The organism is Flavobacterium sp. WV_118_3 (genome assembly GCF_039778605.1).
GTDB lineage: Bacteria > Bacteroidota > Bacteroidia > Flavobacteriales > Flavobacteriaceae > Flavobacterium.
Genome location: NZ_CP156060.1, coordinates 1,752,375 through 1,778,007, shown reverse-complemented (window position 1 = coordinate 1,778,007; position 25,633 = coordinate 1,752,375). Strand labels below are relative to the sequence as shown.

Sequence of the window (25,633 nt, the reverse complement as noted above, 5' to 3'; positions counted from 1 at the left end):
AAATGTTGATCAAATAAAAAAAGAGCAGTTCAAAATGAACTGCTCTTTTTATATCAGTAAGTAAAGTTGTTACGACTGTGGTGTTGCTTTTGGTTTTTCAAGCACGCCCGATTCCTGTTTCACAACTACTTCTCCTTTAATACGTAAAGCTACTTTTCCACCTTCATAGTTAACCGCATTGGATTCTACTGTAATGGTTTTGCTGATTTTACCAGGGTTCATGTTATACTTAACATCGATTTTACCGGTTTTACCAGGCATAATTGGTTCCGTAGGTTTAGAAGGTACTGTACATCCGCAAGTAGATTGTACATTAGTAATAATTAGCGGAGCATCTCCGGTATTTTTAAATTCGAAAGAACGAATACCGTTATCTGATTCTTTGGTAACTATACCATAATCGATAGTGTTGTCTTTTGCTTTAAATTCAATTTTTGGTCCTTTTTGAGCATATGAAGCAACACTAAATGCTAATACTGCAACTAATCCTAATAATTTTTTCATTTTCAACTTAGTTTTTTTAATTGTTATTGTAAAATTACATTGTTTTGCTAAACGAACAAATATTTTAACGCTCTTTTTTTATTTGCTCAGATATAACTATTTTTGCGATATAGTTTACAAAAAGTGTACCAAATTATAACGCTATAAAGGGTTCTTTTTTGAGGAAACATTTTGAAAATAAGTTATTTATAGTTCGGTAAGCTATGTTAAACAAAAAACAAATCAAATTATTAATATGACAATTCCAGCTCAATTTGACGCCAAAGCAGTAGAACAGAAATGGTATGACTACTGGATGAAGAACAATTATTTTCACTCGGAACCTGATCACAGAACACCGTACACTATTGTTATTCCTCCGCCAAACGTCACCGGGGTACTACACATGGGACACATGCTGAACAACACGATTCAGGATGTACTGATCCGTCGCGCCCGTCTGAGAGGATTCAACGCCTGTTGGGTTCCGGGTACTGATCACGCTTCCATTGCGACAGAGGCTAAAGTTGTAGCAAAATTAAAAGAGGAGGGGATCAATAAAAACGATCTTACCCGGGAAGAATTTTTAGTACACGCCTGGGAATGGACCAACAAATACGGTGGCGTAATCCTGGATCAGCTAAAAAAACTGGGTGCTTCCTGCGATTGGGAACGTACGAAATTTACGATGGACCCGGATATGTCGGCATCGGTAATCCGCACGTTTGTGGATCTGTATAATAAAGGATTGATCTATAGAGGGTATCGTATGGTAAACTGGGATCCGGAAGCCAAAACAACGCTATCGGATGAAGAAGTTATTTACGAAGAACGTCAGGGCAAATTATACCATTTGCGTTATCAGATCGAAGATAGTAACGAATATGTTACCATTGCAACCACACGTCCGGAAACGATTTTGGGGGATACAGCAATTTGCATTCACCCGGATGACGAACGTTATTTCCATTTGAAGGGTAAAAAAGTAATCGTACCGATCTGCAACCGTGTGATCCCGATTATTTTTGACGAATATGTAGATATGGAATTCGGAACCGGATGTTTAAAAGTAACACCGGCGCACGATGTAAACGATAAGGAACTGGGGAATAAACACAACCTGGAGATCATCGATATCTTTAATGAAGATGCGACGCTAAACGCGTTCGGATTGCAGTATGAAGGAAAAGACCGTTTCGTAGTTCGCGAAGAAATCGCAAAAGAACTGGAAACATTAGGAGCTTTGGTAAAAGTGGAATCCCATATCAACAAAGTAGGAACTTCCGAAAGAACCAAAGCTGTAATCGAACCGAGGTTATCCGATCAGTGGTTCCTGAAAATGGAAGAACTGGTAAAACCGGCGATCAAAGCGGTATTGGAAACGGAAGAGGTCAAACTCTATCCAAGCCGATTTAATAATACGTACCGTCACTGGATGGAAAACATCCGCGATTGGAATATCTCTCGTCAGTTATGGTGGGGACAACAAATTCCGGCCTATTATTATGGCGATGGAAAGGACGATTTTGTAGTAGCCGAAAGCAGAGCGGAAGCCTTAACATTGGCAAAACAAAAAACAGGGAACCAGATTCTGACCGAAAATGACCTAAAACAGGATGTAGATGCCTTAGATACCTGGTTCTCTTCCTGGTTATGGCCGATATCGGTTTTTGGAGGAATTATGGATCCGGAAAACCCGGAATACAACTATTATTATCCGACCAATGATTTGGTAACCGGACCGGATATCCTGTTTTTCTGGGTAGCGCGTATGATTATTGCCGGTTATGAATATGCCGGAGAAAAACCGTTTACGAATGTATACCTAACCGGTTTGGTTCGGGATAGCCAACGCCGAAAAATGTCGAAATCACTTGGAAACTCACCGGATCCGTTGGATTTGATTGAAGAATTCGGTGCCGATGGAGTACGGGTAGGGTTGTTGTTAAGTGCTTCGGCCGGAAACGATATCCTGTTCGACAAAGAATTGTGTAACCAGGGGAAAGGTTTTACCAATAAAATATGGAATGCTTTCCGTTTGATCAAAGGATGGGAAGTAAGTGATAGCGTTGCACAACCGGAATCGGCAAAAGTTGCGATTGAATGGTATGAAGCCAAATTACAGAAAACCCTGTTGGAGATCGAAGATCATTTCGAAAAATACAGAATTTCGGATGCGCTTATGGCCATTTATAAACTGGTTTGGGACGATTTCTGCTCATGGTTCCTGGAAATGATTAAACCGGGTTACCAACAGCCAATCGATAAAACGACTTTCGAAAAAGCCATCGAAATGTTGGAAGCAAACCTAAAACTATTGCATCCGTTTATGCCGTTCTTAACGGAAGAGATCTGGCAACATATAACCGAAAGAACAGAAAAAGAGGCATTGATCATTTCCGAATGGCCAAAAGCGAAAGCCTATAGTGAGCCTTTAATTCAGGAGTTTGATTTTGCAACCGAAGTAATTTCGGGTATCCGTACGATCCGTAAAGACAAAAATATTCCGTTTAAAGATGCGATTGAACTTAAAGTGATCAATAACGAAAAGGCAACGACTTTCTTTGATACGGTAATTCAGAAATTAGGAAATATCAGTACGTTGGAATATGTTTCGGAAAAAGTAGATGGAGCGTTATCGTACCGTGTAAAATCCAACGAATACTTTATTCCGATTACGGGCAATATCAATGTAGAAGAAGAAATTGCGAAGTTAACGGAAGAGTTGAATTATATCAAAGGCTTCCTGAAATCGGTTCAGGCAAAACTATCGAATGAGAAGTTTGTGGGATCGGCTCCGGAAAAAGTGGTAGCGATGGAACGCCAGAAAGAGGCCGACGCGCTTGCTAAAATTGAGACGATCGAACAAAGTCTGATGAGTTTAAAATAAACGAAAACGACAGATAAATAAAGGCTGCTTCCTACGAAGCAGCCTTTGTTGTTTATTAATACACCTGACAGGTTTTTAAAACCTGTCAGGTGTTGAATGTTAGCGATTAAAGAAAGATAGATAACCTAACTAAGGTATTGCGAATAAATCACTATCTTTAAAAGACATATAAAAAGAAGTGTTTTTTAAAAGTTAGAATTTATGATAAAACGCATACTGGAATACCTAAACCTGGAAAGAGAAGTTGACGATTTTGATAAAATCCACGAGAATATCGAAAAAGATGTCATTTTTAAAGGGACAAACCTCTGGATTTTAGTTTTTGCCATTTTTGTAGCTTCGATTGGATTGAATATGAATTCGACGGCCGTGATTATCGGAGCGATGTTGATTTCTCCGTTAATGGGCCCAATCAACGGAATGGGTTATAGTCTGGCAACCTATAACTTTCCGTTATTCCAGAAGGCTTTTAAAAATTTCGGATTTGCCGTTATGGCGAGTTTAATCGCGTCGACCTTATATTTTACAATCAGTCCGGTTTCGACTGCACATTCGGAATTGTTGGCCCGAACCAGTCCGACGATTTACGATGTACTGATTGCTCTTTTTGGCGGTCTGGCCGGAATTGTAGCGATGAGTAGTAAACAAAAAGGAAATGTGATTCCCGGAGTAGCTATTGCTACGGCTTTGATGCCACCTTTATGTACGGCTGGCTATGGTCTGGCTACCTTTAATCTGAATTATTTTTTCGGGGCTTTCTATCTTTTTACGATCAATACGGTATTTATAGCCTTATCGTCTGTTTTGGTATCACAGTTATTAAAATTCCCGATCCGAACGCTGGTCAATGAAACCCAAAAGAAAAAAGTCAATCGCTGGGTATCGTTTGTAATCCTTATTACGATAGTACCGAGCATTTATTTCGGTTATGTACTGGTCGAAAATGAAGAATTTACAACGGAAGCCGGAAATTTTGTAAAGAGTGTCAGTGTATACGATGGAAACTACCTGTTAAAAAACGAAATTGATGCCAACAAAAAGAAAATTACCCTGATGTATGCCGGAAATACCATAACGGATAAGACCAAAAAGAGCATTCGTAATAAAGCCGCCGATTTTGGCATCGACAGTTCAAATGTCGATATTCAAAAAGGACTTAATTTTAACGAAGTCAATAATAACAACCTGTCCAAAGTCGAAAACCTGCAAAGCGAACTCAATCGGATGCGGCTTTTGGTAAAAGAAGGTAAGCACAAACAGGATAGTATCAATGCCCGGATTCAGATAGGAAAACAATTATTGGCCGAGATTAAACCGTTATATCCGGGAATAACATCCTGCTCGTTTTCGGAAACGGAAATTTATAGCAACACCACACCGGAAAAAACAGCGATCGTAACCTTTTCGGCAGCAACAAACGCTCTAAAACCAAACGATAAGGGGAAAATTACCGAATGGATTCGTTCGCGGGTCAATAACGAAAAAGCGAGAGTCTATTTTGAAACGGAAGGAGCTGTTAAAAAGCCCCGTTAAACTTTTAGCTGTTTTCGTATTTTCCTTTGTACCTTTGCAACTAGCAAAATGTAACCAATGAAATTTCAGGTAGTTTCCGAGTATAAGCCAATGGGTGATCAACCACAGGCTATAGACAAACTGAGTAATGGAGTGAATAGTGGTGAACGGTACCAAACCCTTTTGGGAGTAACCGGTTCCGGAAAAACCTTTACGGTGGCCAACGTGATTCAGGAAGTGCAACGACCAACACTGGTATTGGCGCATAACAAGACACTGGCGGCACAGCTGTATTCGGAATTCAAACAGTTTTTTCCGAACAATGCGGTAGAATACTTCGTGTCGTACTACGACTATTACCAGCCGGAAGCCTTTATACCGGTAACCGGAACCTATATTGAAAAAGATCTGTCGATTAACGACGAATTGGAAAAGATGCGTCTTAGTACGACTTCATCCCTGTTGTCGGGTAGGAGAGACGTATTGGTGGTGGCTTCGGTGTCCTGTTTGTATGGTATTGGTAACCCGGTGGAATTTCAGAAAAACGTAGTTTCCATCGAACAGCATCAGGTCATTTCCCGAACAAAATTATTACACCGTTTAGTACAGAGTTTATACGCGCGTACTGAAGCCGAATTTACGCCGGGAACCTTTCGGATAAAAGGGGATACGGTGGAAGTATATCCGAGTTATGCGGATGATCCGTTTCGGATTCACTTTTTTGGTGATGAAATTGAAGAAATCGAAGCCTTTGATCCGAAAACGGCGCAGGTAATTGAAAAATACGACAAACTAAATATCTATCCGGCCAATATGTTTGTAACGTCACCGGATGTATTGCAAAATGCAATCTGGGAGATTCAACAGGATTTGGTAAAACAGGTTGATTATTTTAAAGAAATCGGAAAACACCTCGAAGCCAAACGTCTGGAAGAACGAACCAATTTTGACTTAGAAATGATTCGCGAATTGGGGTATTGTTCCGGTATCGAAAACTACTCCCGTTATCTGGACGGACGAGCGCCGGGAACACGACCATTCTGCTTACTGGATTATTTTCCGGACGATTTTCTGATGGTTGTCGACGAAAGTCACGTTACGATTTCTCAGGTACATGCGATGTATGGTGGCGACCGTTCGCGTAAGGAAAACCTGGTGGAATACGGTTTCCGTTTACCGGCGGCGATGGATAACCGTCCGTTAAAGTTTGAGGAATTTGAAAGCCTGCAAAATCAGGTGATTTACGTGTCGGCCACACCAGCCGATTACGAATTACAAAAATCGGAAGGAATCTATGTCGAACAAATTATCCGTCCGACCGGTTTGTTGGATCCGGTAATTGAAGTACGTCCAAGTCAGAACCAGATTGACGACCTGATCGAGGAAATACAATTGCGTTGTGAAGCCGACGAACGCGTGTTAGTTACCACATTAACCAAACGTATGGCGGAAGAACTAGCCAAATACCTGACAAAAGTGTCCATACGTTGTCGTTATATCCATTCGGAAGTCGATACGCTGGAACGGGTTGAAATCATGCAGGATTTGCGAAAAGGATTGTTTGATGTACTGATAGGAGTAAACCTCTTACGGGAAGGATTGGATTTACCGGAAGTATCGCTGGTGGCCATTTTGGATGCCGATAAAGAAGGATTTCTGAGAAGCCACCGATCGTTGACACAAACCGTGGGACGTGCCGCGCGTAACGTAAACGGTAAAGCGATCATGTATGCCGATAAGGTTACCGACAGTATGCAGAAAACGATCGATGAAACCAATTACCGTCGTAGCAAGCAGATGGACTATAACGATAAAAATAACATCGTTCCCAAAGGGTTGAATAAAAAAATAGAAAGCGCGCTGACCAAAAACCAGTCGAGCTCCTACCAATATGAAGTGGCGGCCAAAGCAGCAGAACCGAATACGGCGTATATGTCGAAAACGGAAATTGAAAAGCTGATTCGCGAAAAACGCAAGGTTATGGAAAAAGCCGCCAAAGATCTCGACTTTATGCAGGCGGCCAAATTACGAGACGAAATCAAAAGTTTACAGGAAAAAATATAAGTGTTTTGAAGAACGGCTAGTTATGCTGTTCTTCAAAAGCACAAATCAGAAAAGCCGGTTCGACCATTCGGTTCGGCGATTGTTCCATGGCTTTTAACGTCTTCCGGATTCCCATTGGGTTTAATCCCATTTTAATTCCGATTTCATTGATCATCTTAATTTCGCGTTCGTGTAAAACATTGTCCACATGCATTAATAAAGCCAGACGATAAAACTGCATCACGCGTTGGTGTTCGCTTTGAATCGGAATAATGGCAGCACGTTTTTTAAAAAGCTCCAGAAAGAGTTCTTTTTCAATGGCCAGTTCTTCGGCAACAATCGCTAAAAAATCGTATTCACTATCGTGCAGCTCGCCATCAACAATGGCAAAAGCAATCATTTCAGATAAAAGACTTATTCGTTCCTCACGGGTATTCATATCGGGTATTTTTTTGCAAAAATAAATTAAAATCAGTTTCAAAACAGAGACCGTTGATTTTATGTATCTTTGAGCGATAATTTAGGACTATGACGAATAATGATATTTTTAAAAAGCTTCGCGTGGCATTGCAGTTGCGTGATGATCAAATTGTAGAGATTTTAGAATTGGTAGATTTTAGAATTTCCAAAGGTGAGATCGGTAATTTTTTCCGTACTGCCGATCATCCAAAGTATGTAGAATGCGGTGATCAGGTATTGCGTAACTTCCTGAATGGATTGGTAATTCATTTGCGAGGAACAAAAGAGAACCCGAAAAACGCTATGGATGTACTGGCGCAAAATAAAGAAGCGGTCAAAACCGGAGGAAAACTGGAAGTAAAAGCCAAAGCACCTCAAAAACCGACGACTCCAAAACCGGCTGCCAAAAAGCCAATGGGGAAAAAACCGGCATTTAAAGCGAAAAAACAAGAGCCGATCGTAGAAAAGGTTCGTTTTAAAAACGGAAAGAATAAAAACTCGTAATTTGAGTGTATTCGATACGCTGGATTACCTGAAAACAGGCAATGCACTGCAACAAAAAAGTTACGGTCTCTTAACGGAGCACCGTATTTTTTATGTATTGTCGGATTTTGATCCAATTCTGGTTGGAACCATTCCAATTGCTATTGCGATTGATTCGAGCGATTTGGATATCGGTTGTTATTGGAACGACAAAAACGCTTTTATAGCGACGCTACACGATGCTTTTTCCGGATACCGGGATTTCTCCTGTCAGGAATTGAATCAAGGTGCTGCGGAAGCTATAGTGGCTAATTTCAGTATTGATGGTATTGCAATCGAAATCTTCGGACAAAATATTCCCACCCGGGAACAAAACGGATACCGGCATATGCTGATCGAACACCGGATTTTACAGGAAAGGGGAGCAGCATTTCGGGAAGCGGTTATCGCTTTAAAAAAGAGCGGACTTAAAACCGAACCGGCCTTTGCCCAACTTTTACAAATAGAAGGCGATCCGTATCAGGGATTGTTGGAATATAAAAAAGCCTGAGTTTATTAAACTCAGGCTTTTATAATTATATAACTTTTTTTATCAATTATGATAAAGCAGCTTTTACTTGATCAGCAGCTTCCTGGAATTCAACAGCAGATAAAATTGGCATACCGGAATTGTCGATCAATTCTTTTGCAATTTCTGCGTTAGTTCCCTGTAAACGAACGATGATTGGCACTTTAATACTGTCACCCATGTTTTTATAAGCATCTACAACACCTTGTGCAACACGGTCACAACGAACGATACCACCAAAGATGTTAATTAAGATTGCTTTTACGTTTGGATCTTTTAAGATAATACGGAAAGCGGTTTCCACACGTTTTGCATCAGCAGTTCCTCCTACGTCAAGGAAGTTTGCCGGCTCAAAACCTGCATGTTTGATTAAGTCCATAGTAGCCATTGCTAATCCGGCACCGTTAACCATACATCCTACGTTACCGTCAAGGTCAACATAGTTTAATCCTACTTCTTTCGCTTCTACTTCAATTGGATTTTCCTCACGGATATCACGCATTTCAGCATACGCTTTCTGACGGAATAATGCGTTATCGTCTAAAACAACTTTTGCATCTACCGCTAAAATTTTATTATCGGAAGTTTTTAAAACCGGGTTGATTTCAAACAGGGAAGCATCAGCACCTACATACGCATCGTATAAAGCCGCTACGAATTTTACCATATCTTTAAAAGCATCACCGGATAAACCTAAGTTAAAAGCGATTCTTCTAGCCTGGAAACCTTGTAAACCTACAGCAGGATCGATTTCTTCTGTAAAGATTAAATGAGGTGTTTTTTCAGCTACTTCTTCGATATCCATACCTCCTTCGGTAGAATACATGATCATGTTGCGTCCTTTACCTCTGTTTAATAAAACAGACATATAAAATTCTGAAGTTTCACTTTCACCAGGATAGTAAACATCTTCCGCAACCAATACTTTGTGTACTTTTTTACCTTCTGGCGGCGTTTGCGGCGTTACTAAATCCATTCCGATGATTTGCCCGGCAATTTCCTGAACTTGCTCCAGGTTTTTAGCCAACTTAACACCACCACCTTTTCCACGACCACCGGCGTGAATTTGTGCTTTGATTACATGCCATCCGGTTCCGGTTTCGGCAGTTAGTTGTTTTGCTTTTGCTACAGCTTCCTCGGCATTGTTAGCAACATAACCACGTTGTACTCTAACACCGTGACTAGCTAATATTTCTTTACCTTGATATTCGTGTAAATTCATAATTGGATACGTTTAGCTTTATTATAAAGTGCCACAAAAATAGCAAACTTGATTTAAAGTGCCTAATTAAATTTAGATGAGTTTACGATTATGGGATTAAAAATAAAGCACTTTGACTGTTTTTTATTTTGAACGGGCAATTGGATACGGTAAAATCGGTTGTAAACAAAAAAACGCCTTCCTTTCGGAAAGCGTTTTGTATTACAATTTGAGCGTCGGGTTTATTTGTCGATCGAACCCAGAACCCGTTTCATAAAGCTGTTTAAAGCTTCTTTTTTATCGGTTCCTTCTTTTACCATTTTGTGAACTTCCAGTGCACCGTACATATTAGAGATTAACTCTCCGATTACGTCCAGTTCTTCGTCTTTTAACGACGGAACTTCGGTTAAGGCTTCCAGTACTTCGATGGTTTCGATGATATAATCCTGGTCGTTCTCTTCGATAAATTGTGTAAGTTGTTTAATTACAGGTAATTTCATAATTAAGCGATTTCATTTACCAATTCCGACAACACTTCTGCTTTATTGGTTTGCGATTGGTTGACCAAAGCACCGTTAACGAAAGTAGCGAAAGTAGGCAGGTTGCTCACATTAGCCAGTTTTCGGGATTCCGGCGAATTTTCGGCATCAACCAATACAAAAGTGATATTTTCTTTTTCGGAAGCCAGTTTTTTAAATTTTGGCTTCATGATACGGCAGTTTCCACACCAGGAAGCAGAAAATTGTACCACTACTTTTTCGTTAGCACTCACTAACTCCTGTAGTTTATCTTCATTTAATTCAATTAACATAGCAATTTTTTTTAAGAATTAGTTATTTAAGTAGTTTGCAACACCTTCTCTGGTAGCAAACATCGCTTCTTTTCCTTCTTCCCAGTTAGCTGGACAAACTTCACCTTTAGTCTGAACGTGTGTATAGGCGTCGATAAGACGTAGGTACTCGTTTACGTTTCTACCAAGAGGCATATCGTTTACGCTTTCGTGGAAAATTTTTCCGGTTTCATCTACTAAATACGTAGCACGGTAGGTTACATTAGAACCTTCGATAATAACCGTATCCAATTCGTCATTGTAATTCGCTGTTTCGATATCTAAAATACCTAAGATGTTAGCAAGGTTACGCGTTGTATCCGCTAAGATCGGGTAGGTAACACCTTCGATACCACCGTTATTTTTTGGTGTATTTAACCAGGCAAAGTGTACTTCGTTAGTATCGCAAGAAGCCCCGATTACGATCGTGTTTCTTTTTTCGAATTCAGGTAAAGCAGCTTGGAAGGCGTGTAATTCAGTTGGACAAACAAAAGTAAAGTCTTTTGGATACCAAAATAATAATACTTTTTTGTTGTTTTTAGTTGCTTCTTCGAAGATGTTGATTTTTAAATTATCACCCATTTCGGAGATAGCGTCAATTGCAATGCTTGGAAATTTTTTACCTACTAATGACATAATTTTAATGAATTTTAAAGATTATTATTTTTTTGCAGTACAAAAGTAGCCAATTCTGAGTGGACCTTTGTATTAATTTTGATTATTATTTTTTATTTTAATATAAATAAAATCTATCTGTATCTATGGTTGTTACTTTATTTACCAGAGAACCGACAATTTATAAATTGGTTTTATATATTTGTTTTTATTAGCAGAAAAAAAAATTACGGTTTAATTTATTGTTAATAATCCTAAAACTAACCGATTACGCACAAAATAATTTATGAGTTTTTCCAATTTATTTCGAAAAAAATCCGTTGATGCCATATTAAAGCAGGTAAAAAAGAATGAAGCCGATGGTCACGGAGCCCTTGGTAAGCATTTAACGACAAGGGATTTAACCGCATTTGGAATTGCAGCCATAGTAGGAGCCGGGATTTTCAGTACGATTGGAAAGGCGAGTTCCGACGGTGGTCCGGCCGTTATCTTTTTATTCCTCTTTACGGCGCTGGCTTGTGGATTTGCTGCTTTTGCCTATGCCGAATTTGCGTCAATGGTACCCGTTTCGGGAAGTGCCTATACTTATTCGTATGTGGCTTTTGGTGAATTGATTGCCTGGATTATCGGTTGGGCATTGATCATGGAATATGCGATCGGAAATATTACTGTTGCGATTTCCTGGAGTGACTATTTTACCGGGCTGCTCGCAAGTGGTGGCATACACCTGCCACAATGGATACAAATGGATTACCTGACGGCTTCCAACGGTTATGCCGAAGCTACCGCATTAATGCAGGGCGGAAAGTCCTTTGAAAATCTGAGTGCCGCGTTACAGGCGGCTCATGAGGCCTGGACGACGTCACCGGTTATCGGGTCGTTTCACTTTGTTGCCGATCTTCCTGCACTATTGATCATCATAATTATTACCGGGCTGGTATACCGCGGTATGAAAGAATCCCGTAATGCCAGTAACCTGATGGTGGTCGTTAAACTGGCTATTATTTTATTGGTTATTGCCGTAGGTGTTTTTTATGTGGATACCGAAAATTGGAATCCGTTTGCTCCCAATGGTATTAATGGCGTTTTAAAAGGTGTTTCGGCGGTTTTCTTTGCTTATATTGGATTTGATGCCATCTCAACGACAGCAGAGGAATGTAAGGATCCACAGCGGGATTTACCACGTGGAATGATGTGGGCCATCGTAATCTGTACGATACTATATATTGTAATTGCATTGGTATTAACCGGAATGGTGAATTATAAAGAATTGAATGTGGGCGATCCGCTGGCATTTGTATTTGAAAAACTGGACCTGAAATGGTTGTCCGGTATTATCGCTGTAAGTGCGGTTGTGGCGATGGCAAGCGTATTGTTGGTGTTTCAGATGGGACAACCGCGAATCTGGATGAGTATGAGTCGCGACGGATTATTGCCAAAGCGTTTTTCGAAAGTACATCCAAAATACAAAACACCTTCTTATGCCACCATCGTAACGGGTTTTGTAGTAGCGATACCGGCTTTATTTTTAAACCTGACAATGGTAACCGATTTGTGTAGTATCGGAACCCTGTTTGCTTTCGTATTGGTTTGTGCCGGTGTTTTGGTATTACAGGATAAAAAAGACATTCCGAGAGGAAAGTTTAAAACACCCTATATCAATGCGAAATATATTGCGCCGGTATTGGTAGTTGCAGGTTTGGTATTTGCCTTTACGGTGAATCAAAAAGCGACAATGGATTTTATTACCAATGTGCCGCAGGTTAACGAACCGTCGGCTATAGTAACGGCTTTAACGAAAGAAGAAGCCACCGGAGTATACAATCAGTTATTACAGGGAGATAAAGCGCATATCGCTAAGGAAACGCAGGATTTAGAACATATTCTAAGTAATTATAAAGAAGAGGATGCCGGTAAATATGCAGAAATGGTTGCCGGATTACCGATAAAAGACTCGGTAAAATATGAAAGCGGATTGGCTTTATTTCAGCATAAAATCCCGATGTGGATCTTTTTTATCGTATTGATCGGATTAACCGTCTGGGCGTATAGAAAGAACTTGTCGCTGATTCCGCTTTTAGGATTAGTGTGCTGTTTGTATATGATGGCGGAACTAAGCGTATGGAACTGGATTTATTTTACAATCTGGTTGTTGATTGGACTGGCTATCTATTTTGGCTATAGTCAGAAAAACAGTAAGCTAAACTTTAATAAAATGGAGCCGACACTAAACGATTAAAAGGTTTATAAAAGACGAATAACACACAACAGGATGAGATTAGTAGTGGATAGTGGCTCAACAAAAGCCGACTGGATTGCATTGGATAACAAAGGAAATATACAGTTTACGGTGACAACCTTAGGGTTAAACCCGGAAGTGCTGGAAAAAGAAGAGATGTTGGAACGAATGTCACAGCGTTTTGATATTTCGCATAATAGGGATCTGGTTACCCATTTGTTTTTTTACGGTGCCGGTTGCGGAACCGACCGTATGAAGAATTTTCTGGCCGGTGTTTTTAGAGAATATTTTCCAAATGCGGAAGTTGTAGTACACGAAGACACCTATGCGGCCGTATATGCGACCACGCCGCGAGGTGAAGAAGCAATTGTATGTATATTGGGTACGGGATCGAATTGCAGTTATTTCGACGGAAAAGAATTGCATCAAAAAGTACAGTCGTTAGGGTATATCGCTATGGATGATTGTAGCGGAAACCGTTTTGGGCGCCACCTGATCCGTGCGTATTATTTTGGTACGATGCCAATAGAACTGACTGAAAAATTTGAAAAAGAATACGATCTGGATCCGGATGTGATTAAGCATAATTTTTATAAGGTACCCAATCCGAATGCCTATCTGGCTACTTTTGCGAAGTTCCTCATTCAGCATAAAGACCATGAATTTATTCGTGCGATTATCGTAAAAGAAATGCAGTTTTTCGTAGATCATTATATTATGCAATATGAAAATTGTAAAACGATACCGGTACATTTTATCGGATCAATAGCCTATTATTTAAAAAGTGAACTTCAGGAAATCCTTACACAAAACGGATTAACACTAGGGAATGTATACCGTAAACCGATAGACGGATTAATTAATTATCACACAGTATAAAATGGAAATAGCAGTTATTGCGCATGATGGTATGAAAGCCGATCTGGTTCAGTTTTTAAACAAACACAAAAGCTTTTTGCAATCGGATGAAATAACACTTATCGCAACCGGTACAACAGGGAGTAAAGCGGAAAACGCAGGATTTAAGGTAACACGAATGTTATCTGGTCCTTTAGGAGGTGATGCGCAGATTGCGGCACGCGTGGCGGAAGGAAAATGCAATATGGTATTGTTTTTTAAAGACCCTTTAGCAAAACACCCTCATGAGGCAGATATTAACATGCTCATAAGGGTGTGTGATGTACATAATGTGCCCTTGGCTACCAATCAGGCTACAGCCGAATTATTGATAAAGGCTATTTCTCAGCAATCATAGAGATTTCTACATTAACGTTTTTAGGCAAACAAGCCACCTGAACCGTTTCGCGTGCCGGAGCGGTTTTTTCGTTAAAATAAGCACCGTAAACGCCATTTATTTTTGCGAAATCGTTCATGCTACTAATAAAGATAGTCGTCTTCACAACGTTTTCAAACGACATACCAGCCGCTTCCAATACCGCTTTCATATTTTCCATAACCTGTTTTGTTTCCACTTCAATGGAAGAAGTGATCAATTCACCGGTTTTCGGATCCAAAGCGATTTGCCCGGAAGTATATAAAGTACGGTCGTTTACCAGTACAGCCTGGTTATATGGACCGATTGGAGCCGGTGCATTTTCGGTAAAAATAATCTGTTTCATGCTATTGTGTTTTTTAATGATTATCGTAAACGACGATCCGGAAGACTACGTTTATCCCACTTGATATCGCTAAGAACAGAAGACTTGATTCCGATAAAAAAGCCCCAGTAGGAGTACGTTCCAAATGGTACCCAGTTAAAACTCATTCTCCAGCTTAAAAGGTCTCTTTCGAAACGGAACTGCGTAAAGCTTACTCCTTTTCGGGCAAAATCATATCCGGTGGAAACTCCAACTTTCCACTGCGGGGTTAAGTCGATATTCCCGGAAACCATCAGGGAATTGGTTACAATCTCGTTTTCACGATTGCTGTTTCCATAGGTTAGGGAATAGGCAAATTGTAAGTCCCAAGGGAGTGCCAGTTGGTAAAACCCTTTAAATTTGTCTTTACCGTCGTCTTCTTTGTCTTTAAACAAACTATGTCTGTTATCGCTCAGGTCGGTAGCGCGTCCGAATAAATCATCGCCACGGCCTCCGTTCATAACATTCTGATCGTTAGCTTTTGAGTTTTTATCTGAACTTGGTCCGAAATCGGAACTGGAAAGGCTGTAATTAATAGTAATATTGGCACTGGTCATACGAAACAAGCTACCTCCGTTGTCTATATTAAATTTGTTGATTCGTCTGCCGGCATTGTCAATCGCATATAGATCGAGTGTAGAGCCAAAGTTGACATTCATTTTATTGTTAAAGAACTGTGTTCCTCCGGAAATAGTTACCGGCGACCATGCCAATGAGTCGGCTGCCATATTGTAATTCGTGGAAAAGTTAAGGTTGTTTAACAACATCACTTTTTTCGGTTCCGTTTTGGTTTCGTCTTTATCGCGTACTTTGGCTTCGAAAGTATTACTTAACGTAAAACCAATATTGTTTGCCATGGTTCTTCCGGGAGCACCGAAGATTCCGTTTTCGAAACGCGAGTAATCCGCACGTGTCGTTCCGGTAGCATCGATCGCATAGGTATCATAATACTGGCTAAAACTTGGTAGGTAGGAATAGGAAACGCTCGGACGCATTACGTGACGAATGGCCTGGATTTTTTTATCATCTCCAAAGTTAAACGTACCGTAAATAGTAGTTCCGATGTTGGAGGTAAAGTTATAGGTACGATAGGCGTCAAAACCGTTGATGTCGTTAGTAACAACTGTATTTTTTGAAGCGTCGAAGTCTTTACTGATGGTTTTTAAATACCATACTTCGTTATAGTTGGTACCAGCGGTAACGCTAAAAAACTTGAATATTTTAAAGTTGGTACTAATCGGAATACTATGTTGGAAACCGGTTTTGGAATCCCGGAACATTTGAGCGGAGAAAAACAGGGAATCGGTAGTACGGATTCTGTTTTCGGCTCTAAGATTATACTGGAAGTTGATATTTTTAAAGATTCCTTTTTTAAGTTCGTCTCTTTTGGCGAACGGAAAAATACGATCCACGCTAGCCTGAAAAGTAGGTAGCGTCATATCAATAATTTCCGTATTGGTATTTTGCGAGTGCGTAGCGGTTACCGAAAAGTTCACCTGAGGAATAGTTTGTAAGGTCTGCGAATAGGAAACCGACGAACTCATGTTATTATTCAGGGAAGAACCGACATTAAGCATGTTTAACGTATTACGGAAATACTGGCTACTACCTAAATTGACCGATGCGGAGAATCGGGAATTAGGACTGGCTTTGGAATCCTGAGAATGCGACCATTGAATGTTGTATTCGCGTCGTTTGGTATAATCGGGAAATCCTCTTTCGCTTTGAATCTGATTTTCGAAACGGATATTTACCCGTCCGTTAAAAGCATAGCGTTTGGCATAACTGCTTTCAAATCGGAGGGCATAACTTCCGTTGGTATAATAATCCCCTAAAACCGCAAGGTCATAATAATCGCTTAAAGCGAAATAATAACCACCGTTCTGAAGGAAATAACCCCGATCACGGGTGTCACCAAAGGAAGGAATAATAAAACCGGAAGCGGATGTTTCGCTCATCGGAAAATAACCAAAAGGCAATCCTAAAGGAGTTGGTACATCGGCGATAACCATATTGGTAAGACCAACAACTACTTTTTTACCGGGTACAAATTTGATTTTTCGCGCCAGGAAATAATACTCCGGATCGTCGATATTTTTTGAAGTGGTAAAACGGGCATTTTTCATAAAATACACCGAATCATTTTCTCTTTTGGAAACCTCTGCTTTGATACGGAAATCACTTTGCTCGGTTCTGGAGTTCCAAATTTTGGCTTTTTTTGTCTTAAAATTGAAACGAATTGAATCGGGTTCGACTACGTTTTGTCCCTGTTTAAAATAGGGGAATTGGGTGTAATTTCCTAAACTGTCTTTGATTCGTCCCGCATATACTTCGTCTTTGTCATAGTCTAATACGATGATTCCGGACTTTAATTCGATGTCTTTATAGTATAATTCGGCCTCGTTATAGAGGGTTAGTTGTTTCTTTTTTTGATCAATTTTTTCGTAATCTTTTGCTTTACGCTTCACAATACCGTCAATAGAGGACTTCTTTTTTTTGATAGTATCGTTCTTGGTTTCGACAGTCGGTTTTTTTAAACTGTCAGGGTTCAGATGGATACTATCTTTCTGTTTTTCAGCGGGTATGTTTTTAGTTAAGGACCGGTTTTCCTGAGAATAGATTTCATGTTTTCCTACGAGAAGAAAAAATGACAATAAAACGATATGAAATAAGTTTGTACGCAAAGGTTTTAATACTATTTTTGTAAAAATATGGCTCAATTTTTGACGGTTCAAACTTACATATATTTTTTCTCAAAAATAAGCATTTAATAAAATTATAACCAATATCGATAAATATCAAAGACAATGAGAGGGAACATCAAGTTTAATTTTATAAGACCAATTTTTTTACTATTGTTTTTCCATACTGCTTTTGCTCAAAATAATACAAAATTTAAGGTTGTTTTGGATGCCGGACACGGTGGTAATGACTTTGGTGCCGTTTATCACGGCTATGTTGAAAAAAACAACGCCCTGAACGTAGCACTAAAAGTAGGGAAATTATTGGAAAAAGACCCTAACATACAGGTGATTTACACCCGTAAGACCGATGTTTTTATCGAATTGGACGAAAGAGCCAACATTGCGAACCGAAATGATGCTAATATTTTTGTATCCATTCACTGTAATGCCAATAAAAATCTGGCAGCTTCCGGAACCGAAACCTATGTAATGGGGGTTACCCGTAACGCGTCCAACCTTGAAGTAGCGAAAAAAGAGAATGCCGTGGTTACGATGGAGAGCGATTATAAAATGAAATACGACGGATACGACCCGAATTCTCCGGAATCGTTAATCGGAATGACACTTTTACAGGAAGAATATATCGAACAAAGTATTGATTTGGCTGCCCGTATTCAGGATGGTTTCGAAAACGGATTGGGACGAAAAAGCCGTGGTGTAAAACAGGCGGGATTCCTGGTATTGCGTAAAATCTATATGCCACGCGTATTGATCGAGATGGGATTCGTATCCAATAAAGAAGAAGGATCGTATTTGAGTTCGGATAACGGTCAGGAAGAATTGGCCAAAGCCATCGCCGATGCTATCACCGGTTATAAGAAAGAATACTTCGTACCGGGTGTTTCCGTAGGAAGAGACGAAAGACCAACACCGTCTAAAACAGTCGAAAAAGAACGGGAAAAAGAAAAAGATACCAAAGTAGTTAAGGTAGATTCCACAAAAGTTACCAAAGAAATTAAAAAAGAAATTAAAAAAGAAATCAAACCGGTTACATCTTCAAAAGGAGTAGTGTTTAAAGTACAGATTTCGGCCAGTGGTAAAAAGTTGGATTTAACACCAAGCAACTTTAAAGGGCTGAATAACATTTCGATGGAAGAAGATAAGACCATTATTAAATATTACTATGGACAAGTAAAAGAGCATTCCGAAGCCAAAGAACTTTTAAACGAAGCGAAAGAAAAAGGCTTTACATCGGCCTTTATCGTGGCCTTTAAGGATGGTAAAAAGATTAGTATCCAGGAAGCATTAAAATAAATAATACTGTAGGTAAAATATTTATTTTTAATTTTGCTCATTAAATATTTGAATTTTGAAAATAACTAGAGAAGTTAAAACAGCAATTTTAGTCATTACCTCTATAGTGGTATGTTTATGGGGTTATAGTTTTCTGAAAGGAAAAAATCTATTCGACTCCAATCGTAAATTTTATGTTGTATATGATAACGTAGAAGGTTTATCACCTTCGGCGGCCGTAACGATAAACGGATTGGTAGTAGGGAAAATATCCGCTATCGAAATCCAGCCAAACACCGGGAAATTACTGGTGGAAATGCAAATTAAAAATGATTTTGCGATTTCGAAATCGAGTGTAGCCAGTATTTACGAACCGGGATTTATCGGTGGAAAGCAAATTGCAATCCTTCCGAATTTCAAAGATACCAATATAGCACAGTCCGGCGACTATTTACAAGCCGATGTGAAAATGGGATTAACAGCCAAACTGGAAGATAAACTGGCACCGATTCAGGAAAAATTGAATAAAGTTCTGGAAAGTACCGATGTATTGCTAACCAACATTAATAATGTAATGGACGCGCAAACACAGGCGAACTTAAAAAACAGTCTGGCGGAATTAAACAAAACGCTGACCAACTTTAGTGCGGCTTCGGTAAATGTAAACCATTTACTGGCAGACAATAAAGGGAAATTGGATCATACGATTACGAATATTGATAAAGTATCGACTAATTTTGCTAAGATGTCCGATTCATTAGCGAAAGCAAACATTGGTAAAACGGTTAAAAACCTGGAAAGCACATTGGCTAATGTCGACAAGATCATGAACGACTTACAGTCCGGAAAAGGAACTATGGGGAAATTGTTAAAAGACGATGCCATGTACAAAAATCTGGCAGGCGCTTCCAAGCAACTGGAACTATTGTTAGGCGACATGAAGCTAAACCCGAAACGATATGTACATTTTTCTTTATTCGGAAAAAAAGCAGCTCCTTATGTAGCGCCGGAAGAAGAGAAAACAACAACAGAACAAAAACAATAAGCATTAATCTATACTTTATATGAGTTATTTAGATAATATACTATTTGCCATTATCCTTGTTTTAGGAATCGGTTTTTTTGTGCAGAACGTCAAAAAACTAATCCGTAACATTAAATTAGGACAGGATGTTGATCGTACCGATAATCCGAAGGAAAGATGGCGGAACATGGCGATGATTGCTTTAGGACAATCGAAAATGGTTAAAAGACCAGTTGCCGGAATCTTACACATCATAGTATATTTAGGATTCATTATTATCAATATTGAAGTATTGGAAATCCTGATCGACGGTTTATTCGGAACCCACCGTGTTTTCTCCTTTTTGGGCGGATTCTATAATGTATTGATCGGTTCGTTCGAAGTATTAGCTTTTTTAGTAATTGTAGCTATTGCAACGTTCTATATCCGAAGAAATATCATCCAATTAAAACGTTTTATCAGCAATGATTTAACCGGATGGCCAAAAAGTGACGCAAATAATATTCTATATTTCGAAACGGTATTGATGGTTTTATTTCTGGTTTTAAATGCGGCCGATTTGCATTTACAGACACTAGGCGTAGGCCATTACAATCAGGCGGGAGCTTTTCCGGTTTCGCAATTTATCGCACCGATCTTTAACGGAATTTCCGAAAACATCGTGGTATTGATCGAAAGAGCAGCCTGGTGGTTGCATATTGTGGGAATCCTGATCTTCCTGAATTATTTGTATTATTCGAAGCACCTACATATTCTATTGGCTTTCCCGAATACTTATTTTGCCAACCTAAAACCACAGGGACAGTTTGATAATCTGGAATCGGTTACCAAAGAAGTAAAACTAATGATGGATCCGAATGCTGATCCGTTTGCAGCAGCACCGGAAGGAGAAGAACCGGTACATTCCAAATTTGGAGCCAGCGATGTTCAGGATTTAAACTGGGTTCAGTTGCTAAATGCATATACCTGTACCGAATGTGGACGTTGTACGTCGTCATGTCCGGCAAACCAAACGGGTAAAAAGCTGTCACCAAGAAAGATCATGATGGATACCCGCGACCGACTGGAGGAAGTAGGGAAGAATATTGATACCAATAAAGGCGTATTTGTGCCGGACGGTAAATCATTGTTAAACGACTATATTTCAACGGAAGAACTATGGGCCTGTACCTCTTGTAACGCCTGTGTGGAAGAATGTCCGGTAAACATCAGTCCGCTTTCCATCATCATGGACATGCGTCGTTACCTGGTAATGGAGCAAAGTGCCGCGCCGATGGAATTAAACAGTATGATGACCAACATCGAAAACAACGGAGCACCTTGGCAGTACAACCAAATGGACCGTTTGAACTGGAAAGACGAAAACTAATTAAAAAACAAACCTTGCAGTATTGCAACTAGTATAAAAGATATGTCAGCAAATTTAGTAGTTCCTACAATGGCCGAAATGATGGCAGAGGGAAAACAGCCGGAAGTCCTTTTTTGGGTCGGTTGTTCGGGAAGTTTTGACGATAGAGCGAAAAAAATAACCAAAGCGTTTGTAAAAATATTAAATCAGGCCAACGTATCCTTTGCCGTATTGGGCACGGAAGAAAGTTGTACCGGTGATCCGGCAAAAAGAGCCGGAAACGAATTCCTGTTCCAAATGCAGGCGATGATGAATATTGAAGTGATGAATGCCTACGAAGTGAAAAAAGTCGTAACGGCATGTCCGCACTGTTTTAATACTATCAAAAACGAATACCCGGAATTGGGCGGAAGCTACGAAGTGGTCCACCATACCCAGTTTTTAAAATCCCTTTTGGACGACGGACGATTAACGATCGAAGGCGGACAGTTTAAAGGTAAAAAAATCACCTTCCACGATCCGTGTTATTTAGGACGTGCGAATAATGTTTATGAAGCACCACGTGAGCTAATCCAGAAACTGGATGCGGAATTAGTGGAAATGAAACGTTCGCGTGCCAACGGACTTTGTTGCGGAGCCGGAGGAGCACAGATGTTTAAAGAACCTGAAAAAGGAAATAAAGATATTAATGTAGAGCGTACCGAAGATGCGCTGGAAACCCAACCGGAAATCATAGCAGCCGGCTGTCCGTTCTGTAATACCATGTTGACCGACGGTGTGAAATTCAAAGAAAAAGAACACGAGATCAAGGTAATGGACGTGGCAGAATTAATTGCTAATGCCAAAGATTTATAATTATGTACGTACCTTTTGATACTATGCCTGAAGAATCCCGAATCTGGATTTATCAGGCCAACCGAAAACTTAGCGACGATGAAATGCAGGAAATTGAAGTCGCTTTGGAAGAATTTGTATCCAACTGGGCCGCTCATGGAACCGGTCTGGAAGCTTCTTTTATCACCAAATACAACCGTTTTATCATTTTAACGGTTAACCAGGAGAAACAAGCAGCAACAGGTTGTTCGATTGATGCGTCGGTTCAGTTTATACAGGATCTGGAAAAGAAATACGAAATCGACTTGTTGGACAAAATGAATGTAACGTTTCGTTTAGGTGACTTTATTGCCCACAAACCGTTGATTGAGTTTAAGAAGATGGCCAAAGAAAAAGCCGTGTCCGGTAACACTATTGTTTTTAATAATTTAGTGAATACACTGGGAGAGTGGCAGGAATTTTGGGAAGTTCCGGCTAGTGAAAGCTGGCATAGTCGCTTCTTCTAAACGAGAAATAAAAATACTAGCATCTAAAATCATCACGTGCAACGTTGCGTGATGATTTTATTTATTTAAAAAATTAAGTTAATGAGATACCCGGTTTTTCTACTGTTATTAATTGGTCCGTTTATTTTTGCACAAAGCCCCAAACCTGTTTCCCACTATTCAGAGGAAAGAGAGAAAACCTGGGTGGATAGCATTTATAACAACCTGAATTTCGAAGAAAAATTAGGGCAATTGTTTATGGTTGCGGCCTACTCAAATAAAGATGCCGCTCATGTTAAATCGGTCGAAAAACTGGTAACCGATTATGGCGTGGGAGGATTGATCTTTTTTCAGGGTGGTCCGGTACGACAGGCAAAGCTGACGAACTATTACCAGTCGAAAGCAAAAGTGCCATTATTTATGGGGATTGATGCCGAATGGGGATTGAGCATGCGACTGGATTCTACCTATCGTTATCCGTGGAATATGACATTGGGTGCGGTTCAGGATTTAAAGCTGATCGAAAAAATGGGACAACAAATGGCCATTCAGGCCAGACGAATGGGCTTGCATTTTAACTTCGCTCCGGTTTTGGATATCAATACCAACCCGAAAAACCCGATTATTGGAAACCGTTCGTTTGGGGAGAATAAAGAAAACGTAACCAAAAGAGCTTTGGCCCTGATGAAAGGAATCCAAAGTGAAAATGTCTATGCGACCGGAAAACACTTCCCGGGACATGGAGCAACCGAAAACGATTCGCATTATACCTTACCGTTGATCAATGCTACCCGGGAACAACTCGAAGATGTCGAGTTTTACCCGTATAAAAAACTGTTTCGGGAAGGATTGGCCAGTGTGATGGTAGCGCATTTAAACGTGCCGAGTCTCGAACCGCGACCGAATTACCCGAGTTCGATATCCTATGAAGTTGTAACCAATGTGTTGAAAAAGAAACTCGATTTCGACGGACTCATTTTTACGGATGCGCTCAACATGAAAGGCGCGAGTAGTTTCAAGCAACCGGGCGATATCGATCTGGAGGCTTTTTTAGCGGGGAATGATATTTTATTGTTTGCCGAAAATGTACCGGTGGCGATCGAAAAATTCTGTCAGGCGTATAACGATTCAATATTATCAGACGAAAGAATCGAGTATTCGGTTAAAAAAATCCTGAAATACAAATACAGAATCGGATTGAATCATTACAAGCCAATCGATTTAAACAATTTGGTTAAAGATTTGAATGCGCCGGAATACGACGATTTGAATTACCAGTTATACGAAAATGCCGTTACGGTTTTAAAAAATACCGATAACGAATTGCCAATTGGTGATCTGGAAAACGAACGAATAGCGTATATAAAATTAGGCGACGATAAAAACGAAACGTTTTTAAATACACTTCGAACCTACGCGCCAGTCACGGATATTCCACTGGATACGGTACCTTTAATGCTGGAACAACTGCGGAATTATACCAAAGTAATTGTAGGTTTCCATAAAGCAGATGGTGCCTGGAAAAAGCACGATTTTACCCAAAAAGAATTGTCGATGCTCAACCTGATTGCTTCCAATCATAATGTAACGCTAACCGTTTTTGCTAAACCGTATACATTATTAGCCATCGATGATTTCAGTGTATTCAGAAACGTAGTATTGGCGTATCAAAACAACGATATTGCACAAACCGTAGCGGCTGAAGTTATTTTTGGAGGAGTCGGAGCCAAAGGAAAACTACCGGTTTCAATTAGCAATTCATTTAAAGTAAACGACGGTCTCAAGACGCAAAAAATGAATCGCTTGTCGTTTACGACACCGCAAAATGTAGGAATGAACCCGGCAATATTGGCAAAGATTGATAAACTGGCGCAAAAAGCCATCGATGGCAAAATGACACCGGGACTGCAGATTGTAGTCGCGCGACATGGTAAGGTTTTCTACCAGAAATCATTCGGATACCGCGATTATAAAAACACCGATAAAGTGACCAATCAGGATGTATACGATCTGGCATCGCTAACCAAAATCCTGTCGACTTTACCGAATATCATGCAATTGTACGATAAGAAAAAGATCAACATGGATACCAAATTGGGAGACATGTTACCGGTTTTTGCGAATACCGACAAAAAGAACATCACCTTAAAAGATATGTTGACGCATCAGGCGCGTTTGCAGGCGTGGATTCCGTTTTATCAGGCCACGTTAGACAGTACCAAACATCCATCTAAAAAATACTATCGCTATACCTATTCGCCGGATTTCCCGCTTCAGGTTTCCGAAAACCTGTATTTGCGTAAAGATTATTCTGATACGATTGTAAAAAGGATCGCAGATAGTAAGCTACTACCGAAAAAAGAATATAAATACAGTGATTTTCCGTTTATCATTCTAAAAGATTATCTGGAAAAAACCAACCATACGACCTTGGATGTTTTAAGTGATAAGGCCTTTTACAAACCATTGGGATCGGCCACGATGACCTATAATCCGTTGCGTAAAATGGATATGGATATCATTCCGCCAACCGAAAAAGACAACTATTTCCGTTATACGAAAGTGCAGGGTTATGTACACGATATGGGTGCTGCGATGCAGGATGGCGTAGCGGGACATGCCGGTTTGTTTGCCAATGCCATCGATGTGGCCAAAATGATGCAGATGTATCTTCAAAAAGGAAACTATGGAAACCATCAGTATTTTTCGGAAAAGACATTCGATGAGTTTAATAATTGTGCCTTTTGTAAGGAAGGAAATCGTAGAGGAATTGGATTTGACAAACCGCAACTCGGAAAAGAAGGACCAACCTGTGGTTGTGTATCGATGACCAGTTTCGGGCATACCGGATTTACCGGAACGATGGCCTGGGCCGATCCGGAGAAAGATATCGTTTATGTATTCCTGTCCAACAGAACCTACCCGGAAAGTGCGGTGAACAAACTTTCAAAAGAAAATATCCGTGAAGATATTCAGAAAGTGATTTACGAAGCGATTACTGACTAA

Annotated in this window: 22 protein-coding genes; 14 read left to right on the top strand and 8 right to left on the bottom strand. The window is 39.9% G+C overall.

Translation table 11 applies throughout. The features are described 5' to 3' along the window. Nucleotides 1–69: 69 nt before the first annotated feature. The gene (locus tag ABFU83_RS08275; protein WP_347070051.1) at nt 70–504 is read right to left on the bottom strand and encodes a DUF1573 domain-containing protein; all 435 of its coding nucleotides are present in this window, start codon (nt 502–504) and stop codon (nt 70–72) included. Nucleotides 505–739: 235 nt separating this feature from the next. Between ABFU83_RS08275 and ABFU83_RS08270 the strand changes: the two genes are divergently transcribed. The 3 genes from ABFU83_RS08270 to uvrB all read left to right on the top strand — a co-directional run bounded on the left by ABFU83_RS08270 (nt 740) and on the right by uvrB (nt 6,949). Continuing rightward, entirely contained in the window at nt 740–3,373 is a 2,634-nt protein-coding gene (locus ABFU83_RS08270; RefSeq protein WP_347070050.1) for a valine--tRNA ligase, read from the top strand. 201 nt (nt 3,374–3,574) lie between these two features. Continuing rightward, a complete protein-coding gene (locus tag ABFU83_RS08265) occupies nt 3,575–4,906 on the top strand; it encodes a DUF389 domain-containing protein (protein WP_347070049.1) in 1,332 nt (443 codons plus the stop codon). Between the two features lie 57 nt (nt 4,907–4,963). Continuing rightward, on the top strand, nt 4,964–6,949 hold the full coding sequence (gene uvrB, locus ABFU83_RS08260; protein ID WP_347070048.1) for an excinuclease ABC subunit UvrB: 1,986 nt from the start codon (nt 4,964–4,966) through the stop codon (nt 6,947–6,949). A gap of 16 nt (nt 6,950–6,965) precedes the next feature. Here the strand turns inward: uvrB and ABFU83_RS08255 are convergent, their stop codons facing one another. After that, nucleotides 6,966–7,367, bottom strand: coding sequence for an excinuclease ABC subunit B (locus ABFU83_RS08255; protein ID WP_347070047.1), 402 nt, complete (start codon nt 7,365–7,367; stop codon nt 6,966–6,968). 89 nt (nt 7,368–7,456) lie between these two features. Between ABFU83_RS08255 and ABFU83_RS08250 the strand changes: the two genes are divergently transcribed. Continuing rightward, nucleotides 7,457–7,891: a DUF1456 family protein gene (locus ABFU83_RS08250; protein WP_347070046.1), complete on the top strand. Its 435-nt coding sequence runs from the start codon at nt 7,457–7,459 to the stop codon at nt 7,889–7,891. 1 nt (nt 7,892) lies between these two features. Beyond that, nucleotides 7,893–8,420, top strand: a complete 528-nt coding sequence (locus ABFU83_RS08245; protein WP_347070045.1) for a DUF4269 domain-containing protein — start codon at nt 7,893–7,895, stop codon at nt 8,418–8,420. Between the two features lie 46 nt (nt 8,421–8,466). Here ABFU83_RS08245 and sucC read toward each other — a convergent pair whose 3' ends face one another. From sucC to ABFU83_RS08225, 4 genes are all read right to left on the bottom strand, one after another. Further along, the gene (sucC, locus tag ABFU83_RS08240; protein ID WP_136404162.1) at nt 8,467–9,660 is read right to left on the bottom strand and encodes an ADP-forming succinate--CoA ligase subunit beta; all 1,194 of its coding nucleotides are present in this window, start codon (nt 9,658–9,660) and stop codon (nt 8,467–8,469) included. Nucleotides 9,661–9,881: 221 nt separating this feature from the next. After that, the gene (locus tag ABFU83_RS08235) at nt 9,882–10,139 is read right to left on the bottom strand and encodes a hypothetical protein (RefSeq protein WP_347070044.1); all 258 of its coding nucleotides are present in this window, start codon (nt 10,137–10,139) and stop codon (nt 9,882–9,884) included. 2 nt (nt 10,140–10,141) lie between these two features. Beyond that, entirely contained in the window at nt 10,142–10,450 is a 309-nt protein-coding gene (locus ABFU83_RS08230) for a co-chaperone YbbN (RefSeq protein WP_136404164.1), read from the bottom strand. An 18-nt stretch (nt 10,451–10,468) separates the two neighbouring features. Beyond that, nucleotides 10,469–11,104, bottom strand: a complete 636-nt coding sequence (locus ABFU83_RS08225) for a peroxiredoxin (protein ID WP_256550689.1) — start codon at nt 11,102–11,104, stop codon at nt 10,469–10,471. Between the two features lie 265 nt (nt 11,105–11,369). Between ABFU83_RS08225 and ABFU83_RS08220 the strand changes: the two genes are divergently transcribed. From ABFU83_RS08220 to ABFU83_RS08210, 3 genes are read left to right on the top strand one after another with little or no spacing between them, the layout of a single operon-like run. Continuing rightward, a complete protein-coding gene (locus ABFU83_RS08220; RefSeq protein ID WP_347070043.1) occupies nt 11,370–13,322 on the top strand; it encodes an amino acid permease in 1,953 nt (650 codons plus the stop codon). Between the two features lie 33 nt (nt 13,323–13,355). Next, a complete protein-coding gene (locus ABFU83_RS08215; protein WP_347070042.1) occupies nt 13,356–14,201 on the top strand; it encodes an N-acetylglucosamine kinase in 846 nt (281 codons plus the stop codon). Between the two features lies 1 nt (nt 14,202). Continuing rightward, nucleotides 14,203–14,577 carry a methylglyoxal synthase gene (locus ABFU83_RS08210; protein ID WP_136404168.1) on the top strand — a complete coding sequence of 125 codons (375 nt, stop codon included), beginning with the start codon at nt 14,203–14,205 and terminating at the stop codon, nt 14,575–14,577. Here ABFU83_RS08210 and ABFU83_RS08205 read toward each other — a convergent pair. Together ABFU83_RS08205 and ABFU83_RS08200 are read right to left on the bottom strand one after the other, a co-directional pair. Then, entirely contained in the window at nt 14,558–14,941 is a 384-nt protein-coding gene (locus ABFU83_RS08205; RefSeq protein WP_347070041.1) for a RidA family protein, read from the bottom strand. The two genes, ABFU83_RS08210 and ABFU83_RS08205, sit on opposite strands and share 20 nt — an antisense overlap. Before the next feature lie 20 nt (nt 14,942–14,961). Further along, nucleotides 14,962–17,643 carry a putative LPS assembly protein LptD gene (locus ABFU83_RS08200; protein WP_347070040.1) on the bottom strand — a complete coding sequence of 894 codons (2,682 nt, stop codon included), beginning with the start codon at nt 17,641–17,643 and terminating at the stop codon, nt 14,962–14,964. A 123-nt stretch (nt 17,644–17,766) separates the two neighbouring features. Here ABFU83_RS08200 and ABFU83_RS08195 point away from each other — a divergent pair, with 123 nt between their 5' ends. From ABFU83_RS08195 to ABFU83_RS08170, 6 genes are all read left to right on the top strand, one after another. Then, nucleotides 17,767–18,957: an N-acetylmuramoyl-L-alanine amidase gene (locus ABFU83_RS08195; protein WP_347070039.1), complete on the top strand. Its 1,191-nt coding sequence runs from the start codon at nt 17,767–17,769 to the stop codon at nt 18,955–18,957. 55 nt (nt 18,958–19,012) lie between these two features. Next, nucleotides 19,013–19,981 carry an MlaD family protein gene (locus ABFU83_RS08190; RefSeq protein ID WP_347070038.1) on the top strand — a complete coding sequence of 323 codons (969 nt, stop codon included), beginning with the start codon at nt 19,013–19,015 and terminating at the stop codon, nt 19,979–19,981. A gap of 19 nt (nt 19,982–20,000) precedes the next feature. Next, nucleotides 20,001–21,329, top strand: a complete 1,329-nt coding sequence (locus tag ABFU83_RS08185; protein WP_347070037.1) for a (Fe-S)-binding protein — start codon at nt 20,001–20,003, stop codon at nt 21,327–21,329. Nucleotides 21,330–21,371: 42 nt separating this feature from the next. Further along, nucleotides 21,372–22,163 (top strand): (Fe-S)-binding protein, encoded by a 792-nt coding sequence (locus ABFU83_RS08180; protein ID WP_136404174.1) that lies wholly within the window; start codon nt 21,372–21,374, stop codon nt 22,161–22,163. Between the two features lie 2 nt (nt 22,164–22,165). Further along, complete coding sequence (locus ABFU83_RS08175; RefSeq protein WP_347070036.1) at nt 22,166–22,648, top strand: ABC transporter ATPase; 483 nt, start codon at nt 22,166–22,168, stop codon at nt 22,646–22,648. 81 nt (nt 22,649–22,729) lie between these two features. Next, nucleotides 22,730–25,633 (top strand): glycoside hydrolase family 3 N-terminal domain-containing protein, encoded by a 2,904-nt coding sequence (locus tag ABFU83_RS08170; RefSeq protein ID WP_347070035.1) that lies wholly within the window; start codon nt 22,730–22,732, stop codon nt 25,631–25,633.

Bases quoted from the DNA above. Each gene is read 5' to 3' on its own strand.
- ABFU83_RS08275 (WP_347070051.1), bottom strand. From the start codon at position 504: ATGAAAAAATTATTAGGATTAGTTGCAGTATTAGCATTTAGTGTTGCT.
- ABFU83_RS08270 (WP_347070050.1), top strand. From the start codon at position 740: ATGACAATTCCAGCTCAATTTGACGCCAAAGCAGTAGAACAGAAATGG.
- ABFU83_RS08265 (WP_347070049.1), top strand. From the start codon at position 3,575: ATGATAAAACGCATACTGGAATACCTAAACCTGGAAAGAGAAGTTGAC.
- uvrB (WP_347070048.1), top strand. From the start codon at position 4,964: ATGAAATTTCAGGTAGTTTCCGAGTATAAGCCAATGGGTGATCAACCA.
- ABFU83_RS08255 (WP_347070047.1), bottom strand. From the start codon at position 7,367: ATGAATACCCGTGAGGAACGAATAAGTCTTTTATCTGAAATGATTGCT.
- ABFU83_RS08250 (WP_347070046.1), top strand. From the start codon at position 7,457: ATGACGAATAATGATATTTTTAAAAAGCTTCGCGTGGCATTGCAGTTG.
- sucC (WP_136404162.1), bottom strand. From the start codon at position 9,660: ATGAATTTACACGAATATCAAGGTAAAGAAATATTAGCTAGTCACGGT.
- ABFU83_RS08235 (WP_347070044.1), bottom strand. From the start codon at position 10,139: ATGAAATTACCTGTAATTAAACAACTTACACAATTTATCGAAGAGAAC.
- ABFU83_RS08230 (WP_136404164.1), bottom strand. From the start codon at position 10,450: ATGTTAATTGAATTAAATGAAGATAAACTACAGGAGTTAGTGAGTGCT.
- ABFU83_RS08225 (WP_256550689.1), bottom strand. From the start codon at position 11,104: ATGTCATTAGTAGGTAAAAAATTTCCAAGCATTGCAATTGACGCTATC.
- ABFU83_RS08220 (WP_347070043.1), top strand. From the start codon at position 11,370: ATGAGTTTTTCCAATTTATTTCGAAAAAAATCCGTTGATGCCATATTA.
- ABFU83_RS08215 (WP_347070042.1), top strand. From the start codon at position 13,356: ATGAGATTAGTAGTGGATAGTGGCTCAACAAAAGCCGACTGGATTGCA.
- ABFU83_RS08210 (WP_136404168.1), top strand. From the start codon at position 14,203: ATGGAAATAGCAGTTATTGCGCATGATGGTATGAAAGCCGATCTGGTT.
- ABFU83_RS08205 (WP_347070041.1), bottom strand. From the start codon at position 14,941: ATGAAACAGATTATTTTTACCGAAAATGCACCGGCTCCAATCGGTCCA.
- ABFU83_RS08195 (WP_347070039.1), top strand. From the start codon at position 17,767: ATGAGAGGGAACATCAAGTTTAATTTTATAAGACCAATTTTTTTACTA.
- ABFU83_RS08185 (WP_347070037.1), top strand. From the start codon at position 20,001: ATGAGTTATTTAGATAATATACTATTTGCCATTATCCTTGTTTTAGGA.
- ABFU83_RS08180 (WP_136404174.1), top strand. From the start codon at position 21,372: ATGTCAGCAAATTTAGTAGTTCCTACAATGGCCGAAATGATGGCAGAG.
- ABFU83_RS08175 (WP_347070036.1), top strand. From the start codon at position 22,166: ATGTACGTACCTTTTGATACTATGCCTGAAGAATCCCGAATCTGGATT.
- ABFU83_RS08170 (WP_347070035.1), top strand. From the start codon at position 22,730: ATGAGATACCCGGTTTTTCTACTGTTATTAATTGGTCCGTTTATTTTT.